This window comes from Subsaximicrobium wynnwilliamsii (assembly GCF_007997225.1).
GTDB lineage: Bacteria > Bacteroidota > Bacteroidia > Flavobacteriales > Flavobacteriaceae > Psychroserpens > Psychroserpens wynnwilliamsii.
Genome location: NZ_VORM01000001.1, coordinates 341,675 through 354,223 on the forward strand (window position 1 = coordinate 341,675; position 12,549 = coordinate 354,223).

Below are 12,549 nucleotides of genomic sequence, written 5' to 3' on the forward strand. Positions count from 1 at the left end.
GGAAATGAAAACAACACGCGTTCAAAATATTTTCAGAATTCTATTAGCACTCTTTATGATTTATGCTGGGTTTAGCCACTTAACATTCAATCGGATTGAGTTTCAATCTCAGGTTCCAGATTGGTTGCCTGTAAGCAAAGATTTAGTCGTGATTTTATCTGGAATCGTAGAAATGGGTTTAGGCCTTGCCTTATTGTTCTGGAAAAAACAACGTGCTACCATTGGCTGGGCTTTGGCACTGTTTTTCGTTCTGGTATTCCCTGGCAATATTGCCCAATATTTGGATGGAAAGGATGCCTTTGGCGCTTTAAATTCTGATACCGCCCGATTGATCAGACTATTTTTTCAACCAGTGCTGATTGCATGGGCGCTTTGGTCCTCTGGCGCGTGGCAAACCTGGAGACATTCTAAAAAATAACTAAAACAAACGGTATTATGAAAGCATTACAGATAACAAAATACGGCGCAATTAAAGACAGTCTATCCATCAAAAAGATAGAAAAACCGACCATTACATCCAACGATATTTTAATTGAAGTTAAAGCAGCTTCACTCAATCCCATAGACTATAAATTGGTGGAAGGACATCTAAAAGACATGGTACCTTTAAACTTTCCGATTACAATTGGTTATGACCTGAGCGGAGTGGTTGTAGAAAAGGGAGGGGATGTTGGCAATTTCGAAATTGGTGATGAAGTCTATTCCAGAGTGCCTCAAGAACAAATGGGTACCGTTGCAGAATTCGTAGCTGTTACGAGCGATTTAGTTGCTAAAAAGCCAGAAAACATTTCTTTTGAAGAAGCCGCCGGGTTGCCATTAACTGGACTCACAGCAATACAGGCCTTAGAAAGCGTGGGCATTAAAGAGAACGATAGGATTCTTATCCATGCAGGTTCTGGTGGTGTAGGTAGCCTTGCCATTCAATATGCCAAAGCCAAAGGCGCGATCGTTTATACGACTACCAGTAGCAAAAATGTAGATTGGGTCAAGGCCTTGGGTGCTGACCGTGTGATCGATTATAAAACGGAAGACTATAAAGAAGTCGCTAATAATTTGGACATCGTTTTTGACACTTTAGGGGATGATTACACCTTTGATGCCTTTGAAATTATTAAAGAAGGCGGAAGCGTGACCACCATAGTAGGTCCGCCAGACGAGGAAACCGCGAAGCAGATGGGGATGAGCGATTATAAATTGCCAGAAAAATTATCAAAACTCATAGAAAAGAAATCTGCCACTTACAAGCTAACCTGGATGCAGCCTAATGCTACACAGCTGGACACCATCACAGCCATGGTAGAAAATGGAGATATTAAGCCTATAGTAGACCTCATTTATCCTTTCGAAGATGGCATAGATGCCTATGAATACCTAGCTACCGGTAGAGCGCAAGGCAAAGTAATTATAAGCTTATCCTAAATAGTTTAGAGACCGAGCTCATGACTAAATTATGTGTTGCGAAATAAGATAAATGTTTAAGAGGCATAACGGAATGCCATAGCTACGCGAGGTCACATTGACATAAAATGAACAGTAATCAATACTTAAAAACAAAAATGATGAATATCATAAAAGTAACCTAAGCAGGCAGCGGTGTGTTAGGATCACAGATTGCGTTCCAAACCGCTTTTCACGGATATGATGTCATGGTTTATGATATTAGTGATGACATTTTAGAAAAATCAAAAACTACTTTTAAGAAATTGGGGGAGTCTTACAAGGCCGATTTAAATGCCTCACAAAAACAGATCGATGAGACCATGGACCGATTGCATTTTTCTTCAGATTTAGAAAAAGCTGTTGCCGATGCTGATCTCGTTATAGAATCTGTGCCTGAAGACCCTTCGATTAAAAAGGATTTTTATAAAAAGCTAGCAGCTGTAGCTCCCGAAAAAACCATTTTCGCTAGTAATTCCTCTACAATGCTGCCCAGCCAGTTTGCCGAATCAACAGGCAGGCCCGCTCAATTTGCAGCACTGCATTTTGCCAACGAGATATGGAAACATAACACCGCTGAAATTATGGGACATCCCGGGACAGTGCGGACGTATTTGACACCCTTGTTTCATTTGCCGAATCTATAGGAATGGTGGCCTTGCCACTAAAAAAAGAACAACCAGGCTATATCGTCAACTCATTACTCGTTCCCTTATTAAGTGCAGGACTAGACTTATTGGTAAGAGGTGTTGCAGATGTTCAAACAATCGATAAAACCTGGATGGTGGCAACAGGCGCTCCCACAGGACCTTTTGCGATTTTAGATGTCGTTGGAAATACCACCGCATATAATATCAATAAAATGGAGGCTGAAAAAACAGGGGACTCAGATAAACAAAAAGTAGTTGAGTACCTAAAAGAGCATTTCATTGATAAAGGGAAATTGGGTGTCGCTACCGGCGAAGGTTTTTATACCTATCCGAATCCGTCGTTCAAAGCCGATGACTTTTTAAAATAAATCCCTGGCTAAATCAGAAGATTTATAGTGGCGATGTACTACAAAAAAGTCCGCAATACGAAAGATAAATTCACTAATGTCTAGAAATAAATGTATATCCGCTTTCCGTCCCAAATTGAGAAGAATTTGAGAATAAAAACCGAATAAGTCTTTCCCCGACCCTAAAGGGTGGACTTATTCTGGAAAATTATTCAATACGAGGGGGATTTCGCTCCCTTTAGGGTCGGGGCAAACGAAATTATTATCATATCCTGTTTAAGACACTTTCCGGATATACAAATAAATAATAACAGTTTTAAATAAAGTATTATGACAGCTAAAGCCACCTATCCAAAATCATTTTCCCATATAGGGATAACCGTTCCAAACATCAAGGCGGCGGTTAAGTTTTATGAAGAAGTCATGGGCTGGTATATCATTATGAAGCCCTCAACCGTTAAAAAAGAAAAGGATACCGCCATAGGCCAAATGTGTATTGACGTTTTTGGGGATGACTGGGAGGCCTTTGAAATCGCTCATATGTCCACTTCAGATGGGATAGGTGTCGAGTTATTTTCCTTTCCACATGGCAAGAAAGAAGCTCCGGAATTCAATCCTTTCAATACGGGACTCTTCCATTTCTGTATTCAGGACCCCAATATTGAGGAGCTCGTTGATAAGATTGTTTCTTCAGGTGGAAAACAGCGTATGCCGATAAGGGCATATTATCCTAATGATAAGCCTTTTAAAATGTGCTATGTGGAAGATCCTTTTGGAATTGTTTTCGAAATTTATACCCATAGTTATGAATTAACCTATTCGTCTGGTGCTTATTCTGAATAATTAAAAAAGCAGGGGTCTAAGGGAAGCACGAGGTTTGCGCCTTACTCTACTATTTAAAGTTGGCATGACAGCTTAGGCAATGCCTTTACTTGCTTTTTAAAGTATGGCCTATTTTTAACCTCATCAAATAAACTCAACATGAACAAACTAATTTTTTTACTAGGTTTTATATCAATAATCGGATGTAAATCGAATCCTGCTCCCATTGCTTCCGAAAAAGAAATCACAGTAGTTAAGACCTTCACGGGGCAGCAGGTTACAGGGGTAAGTATTAGCGATCAAGGCAGATTGTTTGCAAACTTTCCCAGATGGAGCGCGGGTGTAGAACAATCTGTGGTAGAAATAGAAGAAAATGGTGATTCTAATACGTTCCCAGATAAAAAATGGAATTCCTGGAACATGGAGCAACCTATCAACGACTCGTTATTTATAGGGGTTCAGTCGGTAATCGCAATGGAAGACCATCTTTATGTGCTAGACACTCGTAATCCTTTATTCAAGGGTGTTTTAGATAATCCGAGAGTGTTTGTGTTCGATTTAAAAAACAATAAGCTTACACGCACCTACATCTTTCAGGAGGATAGTTTTCATAAAGATTCCTATATCAATGATCTGCGAATAGATAAGAAAAAACAGAAGGCCTATTTTACAGATTCTGGTCATGCAGGCCTTGTGGTACTCGATTTGGTTAGTGGGACGACTAAAAGAGTGTTGAACGATCACCCTTCAACGCTTGCAGAAACAGACCATTTGGTCATAGATGGTAAAAGGTGGGACAACACGGTAAATTCTGATGGCATTGCTCTGGACACCAAGAACAACCTGCTTTATTACCATGCCTTATCCGGGTATTCTCTATACGCGGTACCAACAGACATCCTGATCAATGGTACCGAAGCAACCATTCAGAAAAATGTAAAACTCATCAAGAAGACCCCTGCCCCAGACGGAATGATCCTCGATGAGAAAGGCAATCTGTATTTCGCCGATCTGGAGAACCATAGCATTATGAAACTTGAAGTTTCCACAGGAGCTATGACGGTATTTGCAAAAGACCCAAAAATTAGGTGGGCAGATACGTTTAGTATCTATAAGAATGTACTGTATTACACCAACTCCAGAATCAATGAGGTAACAGGTCCAATCACAGAAATGACCTTTGACATCCATAAGATAAGTCTGGACTAAGGCTGCCGCTCACAACAGTTCCCAAGGTACTCTATACCCTTTTGGGCTCTCAGATCAACTTATGAGTAAAGCGCTAAGTTAAATAAAACCTAAATCGCGTTCAAAAATGAATGAATGTTCATTTTGTTTATATCTTTGCTTCAGAAATAGAAAAAACATGAGTAAGGTTGAAAAGAGCCAAATTAAAAGAGAAGCACTTGTTAGGGCTACAATAAACCTTGTCAACAGCCATGGTTTTCATGCAGCGCCTATGTCTAAAATCGCTAAGTTGGCAGCAGTGTCTCCAGGTACCATCTACCTCTATTTCGAAAACAAACAAGACTTGGTCGATAAGGTCTATCTTGATGTAAAAACGGCGTTTAGCGAATTCGCTTTTAAAGATTACGATGAAAAGGTTTCAGTAGAAAAAGGCTTTGAAAAAATCTGGAAGAATATTGCAGTTTTCAAACTAAGAGAAGTGGAAAAAGCCATGTTTCTGTCTCAATGTGATAACACCCCAATCATAGATGACTCAAGCAGACAAGAAGGTTTAAAACACCTACAACCCCTATTGAACCTATGGGAACTCGGCAAAAAGGAAGGCCTTATTAAACCGGTTTCGCCTTACATGCTCTATGCATTTAGTATTTACCCCGTTGCTTTTTTAATGAACATGCAACAGCAAGGTCTCTACAAGCTAACCCCAGAGCATATAGATGAAGCCTATAAGATGGCATGGAACAGCATAAAAATTTAATATAAAACATATGAACACTACAAAAACGATCAATTTAAACAGCAGACCAGTAGGAAAGCCTCAGTTAACAGATTTTGAATTTACTACAACAGAAATTCCTGAGTTAAAAGACGGAGAGCTGTTGTTGCGCACAACATATGTATCTGTAGATCCCTATTTAAGAGGAAGAATGAGCGATGCCAAGTCTTATATTGCCCCTTTTGAACTCCATAAGCCAATCGAATCTGGAAGTATTGCTGAAGTTTTAGAATCGAAAGACAGCAACTTCAGTAAAGGAGACTACGTGTCTGGCTCGTTAGCTTGGAAAGAAACACAGGTCGCAAAAGCTAAAGACCTTATGAAGGTCGATCCCGATAAAGCAGCACTTTCTGCATATCTTGGTATTCTAGGCATGACCGGACTTACAGCCTATATCGGACTTACTGAAATTGGAAAACCCAAAAAGGGCGAAACGCTTCTAGTATCAGGTGCCGCTGGCGCCGTGGGAAGTGTTGTTGGCCAAATAGGTAAGATTCTTGGGCTTAGAGTTGTTGGTATTGCCGGAACCGATGAAAAGGTAGCCATGCTAAAATCTGAATTTGGTTTTGACGCAGGTATCAATTACAACACGACTAAGCAAATGAGTGAAGCTATTGCTAAAGCTTGTCCCGATGGTGTAGATGTCTATTTTGACAACGTTGGCGGTGAGATTTCTGAGGCGGTACTCTTTAATATCAATAAGTTCTCAAGAACTATCAACTGTGGCGCCATTTCTGTCTATAATAACAAGGAACTCCCAAAAAGCATTAGCGTACAACCATTTTTAATAAAGAAAAGTGCTTCAATGCAAGGCTTTGTGATTTTCGATTATGTAGATCAACATCCTGCTGGGATAAAGCAATTAACCGAATGGTTGGCTACAGAGAAATTAACCTATACCGAAACTATTAGAGAGGGATTTGAAAATATACCACAAGCCTTTATGGATCTTTTCGACGGAAAGAACAAAGGAAAAATGGTCGTAAAACTATAATAAACAATAAAATTAGATATGAAAAACTTTGAATTTAAAAACCCAACCAAAATTTTATTTGGAAAGGGTCAAATTGAAAATATAAAAAATGAAATTCCAAATGATGCTAAAGTACTGATGCTGTATGGCGGCGGAAGCATCAAAAAGAATGGCATTTATGAGCAAGTGAGCACAGCGCTCTCAAACCATGAGGTTGTGGAGTTTGGTGGCATTCCTGCAAATCCGGAATATTCGGTGTTAATGGAGGCCTTAAAGGTGATCAAAGAACAAAAAATCACCTTTATGCTAGCCGTGGGTGGAGGATCTGTAATTGACGGCACAAAATTTCTTTCATCTGCTGCCCTATACGACGGTAAGGAACCTTGGGACATCCTAAGCAAAAACATCCCTACACTTAAAGGAATGCCCTTTGGAACCGTATTGACTTTGCCGGCTACAGGATCTGAAATGAATTCTGGAGCAGTCATCACACGAGCAGATACAAAAGAAAAATTAGCCATGGGTGGCGCCGGATTATTCCCTGTGTTCTCTGTATTGGATCCAGAGGTTATACAATCAATCCCCCACAGACAATTGGTAAACGGTATTACCGATGCATTCACCCATGTTTTAGAACAATACCTTACCTACCCTGCAGGAGCCAAACTTCAGGATAGAATTTCAGAAAGTATTCTTCAAACCTTAATAGAAGTGGCGCCTAAAGTATTGGAGGACCCAACCGATTATTCGGCAGCTTCTAATTTTATGTGGAGTTGTACCATGGCGCTAAATGGCTTGATTCAAAAAGGAGTCCCTACAGATTGGGCAGTACACGCGATGGGTCATGAACTTACCGCCCTTTTTGGTATCGACCATGCACGGACATTAGCCGTGATTGCACCTAGTCACTATGAATACAATTTCGAAACGAAAAAAGAAAAACTGGCGCAATATGCCGAGCGTGTTTGGAATATCACTGAAGGCTCTACGGAATCTAAAGCAAAAGCAGCAATCAAAAGAACAGAAGCATTTTTTAACGAAATGGGCATAGCTACCAAATTATCTCAATATACCAACGATTATGAAGGTACCGCCGAAGAGATCTCAAAACGATTCAAAGCGCGAGGTTGGGAAGGTCTTGGAGAACATCAAAACCTTAAACCCGAAGATGCAGAGCAGATTGTAAAAATGGCTTATTAAAATTTATAAGCTTGAAAAGCATCCTGATATTGCTGAAGGCATTCAGCGGTATTGGCTTCGCGGCTAAGCTGAAAAAAGTAAGAACACCAGTAAAAAGTAATAACTAAAAAACGAAAAATTATGAACGTATTATTTGTATTGACCTCTCACGACAAATTGGGAGACACAGGAAACAAGACAGGATTTTGGGTTGAAGAGTTTGCAGCTCCTTATTACACCTTAGTAGACAAAGGCGTGACCATAACAGTAGCCACACCTAAAGGAGGAAAAGCACCTATTGATCCCACAAGCGCAAGTGCAGATGCACAAACCGAAGATACTGAACGATTCGATAGAGATGAAGAAGCTCAAAAATTAATCAACAATACGGTAAAGTTAGACACACTTAAAGCTGAAGATTTTGATGCTGTGTTTTATCCGGGCGGCCATGGTCCGCTTTGGGATCTTTCCGAAGATAAAACTTCCAAGGCTTTGATTGAAGCATTCAATAAACAAGAAAAAACAATCGCTTTTGTATGTCATGCACCCGCAGCTCTCAAAAATGTGAAGAATGAAAATGGTGAGCCTTTGGTTAAAGGAAAAAAAGTAACCGGCTTCACAAATACTGAGGAAGAAGCAGTGCAATTAACCAAGGTGGTTCCCTTTTTAGTGGAAGATATGCTAAAAGAAAACGGAGGCACTTATTCTAAAGCGGCCGATTGGGAAGTTCATGTGGTTAAAGACGGAAACTTAATTACCGGTCAAAACCCCGCCTCTTCAAATAAAGTTGCAGAACTGTTATACGAGACACTAAAATAATCCCAATACATTTTTATTTAAGCCTGTAATCCATAAGATTGCAGGCTTTTTTTATTGCTGAAATTCAAAGTCGATGCAGAGGCTATTTTCACATCAACACAACAATTAGGAATGATCCCGGTCAATTCTAATAATTGGGTTAGCGATGCAGCAACATCGTAGCCAATTTCATGAACACCTTACACAACGCTATAGAACATCTTCTTTATGCATTTGCAGTGATCCTCGAAAAAAAAATGTTTAGTACTAGAAACATGGCCTTCATATCATTTTAATGACGTCATGACCTAAAGAGCTAAGTAATTACTCAAAGAAGATTTAAGGTTTAAAACACCAATAACAACTAAATCTGCAATACTAGTATTGAAAGCTTCTTTAAAAAAGGTTTACAAATAACAACTTTAATTTATCGAACTGACCTAGGTCAGTAAGAAGAATGTAGCCAGGATGTAACTTTGTAAAGATTTAAACAATTGCACTAATCCATTGAAGTCATTAAACTGTTTGCCAAGCGGCTAAACATTAAATAATTTAATACCATACTGAAATGAAAAAAATAATTACTTTTTGTGTATTGGTTTCTTTAGGAGCCAATGTACACGCCCAAATGAAAGATGTAACAGTAACATTGCAACCAACTGCAAGTTATAATTGGTTTGACCAAAACACTGCAATTGAGGACGGCGTTATGTTCGGAGCAAGGGTAGGATTCGGATTCGGGGAGGCGCTCGAGCTACGGGGTGTTTACGAAAGATCTAATGATTTGAAAAACACAGTTAATGGTTTTGATGTTTTTTCAGATAACTTTGTAGATAATTTTAACGTTAGAAATGTTGATGTTACTAGGATTGGCGGGGAATTTAAAGCCAATATTCCAACACGGGGCACCTTTGTCCCTTATTTTACACTTGGAGCTGGTGTACAAACGCTAGAAGTCAATATTGCTGCATTAAATGCCCCATCCAACGAACAAAAATCAGAACAGGTTTATGCAAACATAGGTTTGGGAACACAAATTAAGCTTGGCAATAGGCTCTTTCTTAATTTGGAGGCAAAAAACACAATTTTCAATATGAACCCTGCTTCTATACTGTACCAAGAAGGACAAGATCAAAGTGATATTGAAGGTTGGCTTAATGACAATAATAATAGTCGCATGTATAACTGGTCTGTTTTGGCTGGTCTACAGGTATATTTGGGAGGACGAAGTCCAGAAGAGTTTAGTGCCTTGGACAGAGCTTACTATAATAAGTTTTCTGGTGGTTTAGGCGGTTTCAAATTAATTCTAGAACCTGCCGGCGCTTATATTGATTTTGATAAGGATACCAATTTTAGAGATTCTTATTTCCTTGGCGGAAAAATAGGTTTTGACCTAAATCAATATATTGGTATTAGAGGTTACTATTATCAATCTACTAGGGATGAAAAAATTTCTTTCGATTGGGATGACATGGGAATATATGGTGCTGATTTTATAGCCAAGCTAAATGTTTCTCGTGGATTGGTGCCTTATGTCAGTTTAGGTGGTGGATATATCAACGTGTATAATGAGACTTATCTGGGTAGAGATGGTCTTACCGGTGCATCATCAGGATATTTTGCAAAAGGTGGGGTGGGATTAAACGTACCCGTTGGTAGAAATTTAGAACTATTTGGAGATGCCAATTTGTTGTTCACTTCTGAAAGGGATAATAATGATTTGGAGAATACAATTTCTCCAGATGAGTTAAAACAACATACCATGTTTTCTGTAGGCCTTCGTTTTCAATTAGGAAAACGGGCTGACAATACCGATGAAATTTTACGAGATGAAATAGACCAAAGGGTTGAGGATAGAACACAGGTATATCAAGACCGTATTAAGGAGTTGGAGTCTGAACTTTCTGATGCTTATAAAAACAATGACACCAAGAAAGCAGTTGCCATCATTGAAGAGAAAAAAGAATTAGAACGTGAAAACGGCATTAGTCAAGAAGCGAAAGGCACTTCCAAGAAAACGGAACAAGAATCTAAAGTTGAAATGACACCTAAAGAACTTGAGGAATTGATTGAAAAAGTGATTCAAGGTGTTGATGAAGAATCGAGTAAACCACGTACAATCAATGATAGAATGGATCGTTTGGAGCGATTGCTGTTGGAGATTAATACTGGAAACTACAGAGAAAATCTCACTCCCGCTCGTCAGGAAGATGCGTCGCAAAAAATCCTGGACAGATTGAATGAACTTGATAGAAATATAGAGAAAAATACAGACAGGATCGATAACCTGAATGGTAATCTCAGAAATCAAAATCAGGATCAAGATAAAACCGTAGTAATTTCATCAGGTCAACAAGCGCCTATAGCTGCGCCACAAATGGCACAAGCTTCAGAAACTAAAGTTGTAACAGATGCAGATGGCAATACAGTTGTGGAAACTGAAAATGCAACTAACGGTGTTGCAACAGGTGTGGTAATTAATGAAGGATTATCAGTATTTACAGGTGTAGCCATTGCAGATGATGTGTCTATGATTATTGGTATAAGAGGTAATTACTCCTTCACTAATTCGCCATTTAAATTTATGCCCGACCTATACTTGGCGCCAGGAGAAAACACCGGTTTTGGAATAAATGCAAATGTGGTAATACCCTTTGAAGTAAATGCAGGCGTCATTTTAAATCCTTATATCGGAGCGGGAATTGGTTATAATGATGCTGTCGGAGAAAGTACTTTCAGCCCTAATTTAATTATAGGTACTTCTTTCAATTTACTGGGTGGTAAGTTATTTGCAGATTATACTGCACACAACTTTGTAGATATCCATAGAATATCTGTAGGCTATAAATTAAATTTTTAATAAGATGTTAAAGATAAACACAACAGCTACAATAAAAGCAATAGTGCTATCAGTAGGGATGTTATTTTCAGTTGGACTTTTCGCTCAGAGCGAAAAGTCTTCTGAAGAAAAAATTTCAGACGAAAGCATTATTGTAATGACGAAATCTGAACTCAATTCCTTTTTAAGTACCATTGCAGAAGCAAGACGCTCGCAGCTGCAGGAAAGGGAAAGCAGAAGGGTAAAAGAAGATTTAGCCGAATTGAGATTAAAATATCAAGAACGTCCGGGAATGCAAACCGGTGGATATAATACGATTTCAAATCAGCAAATCTTAAGGGAATTACAATACTTGAATCAGAGAATTGACAACTTAAGTTCTTATAACAATAAGATGCCGTCCATGAATAGGGACAATTCAACGATTATCATGCCCAGTAATGCCGCGCCGAGTCAGCCATATCCTTTGAACGATAGAAGTTCAACGACAGTTATTCCAACATCAAACAACAAAAAAATAAAACAGTTGGAGGCTCAAATTGACTCGTTAAAACTTGCTGAGGCCAATAAAGCTAATCTCCAAAGAGAAAATTCGTTTGTGGATAGTTTGACGATGATGAAAGACAGGATAAAAAATGTACGACGCCAGATGGATAGTTTAGACAGGAAAATCATCGATGCTGAAAAATTTGCTAAACCCGAAAAAACCACAGAAGACAAGTCCTATTTCAAACAACAAATATATTTCGACAATAATTCAGAAACTCTACGCGGCGACTATTTCCCATATATCCAAGAGATGACCCAGATTTTAATCAAATATCCCGAGACGAAAGTTATGTTAGAAGGATGGGCAAGTACGGTAGGAAAAGCAGATTATAATAAACAACTCTCCATGCGCAGAGCAGAAGCTGTAGAAAAAGCATTGCTTAATAACAGAATTGATGCAAGTCGAATCATTACATCTTTTAGGGGTGAAGATAAAGTATCTTCAGATCAATACGCACGTAGAGTAGATATGTCTATAATTGTAAGATGACTATTTTTTTGAGCCATAAATAGATGGTTTTTGGAAAGGTGGATTTGTCCGAATCTTTCTTTTAAATGATTAGAACACTGGTGTCAAATTTGTGTTGTGTTAATTATTAGAAACGTAGAATTCTTCCTGTATAGAATACAATAATTTTTGCATGATCTTAAAATCCCACAACTTTATGGCTTGATCCAAAAGGGATAAATCAGATATCATATATCTGAAATTATAGCAAAGATTGGAAAAGAAAAATATGAAACCACCTCAACCGTTGGAAAGCATACAATAATAGCCAATGAACCATTGGCAGTTGGCAAAGATAAAGGACCAACACCTTATGAACTTCTGCTGATGGCTTTAGGAAGTTTTGTAGCCATGACCTGGAGTGTCTACATTTGCTGTGACGAATTTATCTAGTCCGAAAACTATAACTTTGTATTATGAGAAGAAATTTCGACAATGAATTTAAAACAACTGTGGTAGAATTGCTGCAGGCAGGTAAAAGTGT

The 12,549-nt window shown here is 38.7% G+C and carries 10 protein-coding genes and 1 pseudogene; all 11 read left to right on the forward strand.

What is annotated here, in order from left to right:
- Window positions 1-4: 4 nt before the first annotated feature.
- The 11 genes and pseudogenes from ESY88_RS01340 (at window position 5) to ESY88_RS01390 (ending at window position 12,047) form a co-directional block, all read left to right on the forward strand.
- Window positions 5-418, forward strand: a complete 414-nt coding sequence (locus ESY88_RS01340) for a DoxX family protein (RefSeq protein ID WP_147085045.1) — start codon at window positions 5-7, stop codon at window positions 416-418.
- A 17-nt stretch (window positions 419-435) separates the two neighbouring features.
- Window positions 436-1,419: an NADP-dependent oxidoreductase gene (locus ESY88_RS01345; RefSeq protein WP_147085046.1), complete on the forward strand. Its 984-nt coding sequence runs from the start codon at window positions 436-438 to the stop codon at window positions 1,417-1,419.
- A 176-nt stretch (window positions 1,420-1,595) separates the two neighbouring features.
- A pseudogene (locus ESY88_RS21850) lies at window positions 1,596-2,455 on the forward strand (3-hydroxyacyl-CoA dehydrogenase).
- A 309-nt stretch (window positions 2,456-2,764) separates the two neighbouring features.
- Window positions 2,765-3,277 (forward strand): VOC family protein, encoded by a 513-nt coding sequence (locus tag ESY88_RS01355; RefSeq protein WP_147085047.1) that lies wholly within the window; start codon window positions 2,765-2,767, stop codon window positions 3,275-3,277.
- Window positions 3,278-3,415: 138 nt separating this feature from the next.
- Window positions 3,416-4,465, forward strand: coding sequence for an L-dopachrome tautomerase-related protein (locus ESY88_RS01360; RefSeq protein WP_147085048.1), 1,050 nt, complete (start codon window positions 3,416-3,418; stop codon window positions 4,463-4,465).
- Between the two features lie 157 nt (window positions 4,466-4,622).
- Window positions 4,623-5,201 carry a TetR/AcrR family transcriptional regulator gene (locus ESY88_RS01365; protein WP_147085049.1) on the forward strand — a complete coding sequence of 193 codons (579 nt, stop codon included), beginning with the start codon at window positions 4,623-4,625 and terminating at the stop codon, window positions 5,199-5,201.
- A 10-nt stretch (window positions 5,202-5,211) separates the two neighbouring features.
- Complete coding sequence (locus ESY88_RS01370; RefSeq protein WP_147085050.1) at window positions 5,212-6,213, forward strand: NADP-dependent oxidoreductase; 1,002 nt, start codon at window positions 5,212-5,214, stop codon at window positions 6,211-6,213.
- A gap of 18 nt (window positions 6,214-6,231) precedes the next feature.
- Complete coding sequence (locus ESY88_RS01375) at window positions 6,232-7,392, forward strand: iron-containing alcohol dehydrogenase (RefSeq protein WP_147089809.1); 1,161 nt, start codon at window positions 6,232-6,234, stop codon at window positions 7,390-7,392.
- Between the two features lie 120 nt (window positions 7,393-7,512).
- Window positions 7,513-8,190 (forward strand): type 1 glutamine amidotransferase domain-containing protein, encoded by a 678-nt coding sequence (locus ESY88_RS01380; protein WP_147085052.1) that lies wholly within the window; start codon window positions 7,513-7,515, stop codon window positions 8,188-8,190.
- A gap of 547 nt (window positions 8,191-8,737) precedes the next feature.
- On the forward strand, window positions 8,738-11,029 hold the full coding sequence (locus tag ESY88_RS01385; RefSeq protein ID WP_147085053.1) for an outer membrane beta-barrel protein: 2,292 nt from the start codon (window positions 8,738-8,740) through the stop codon (window positions 11,027-11,029).
- Between the two features lie 4 nt (window positions 11,030-11,033).
- Window positions 11,034-12,047 (forward strand): OmpA family protein, encoded by a 1,014-nt coding sequence (locus ESY88_RS01390; RefSeq protein ID WP_147085054.1) that lies wholly within the window; start codon window positions 11,034-11,036, stop codon window positions 12,045-12,047.
- Window positions 12,048-12,549 lie beyond the last annotated feature (502 nt).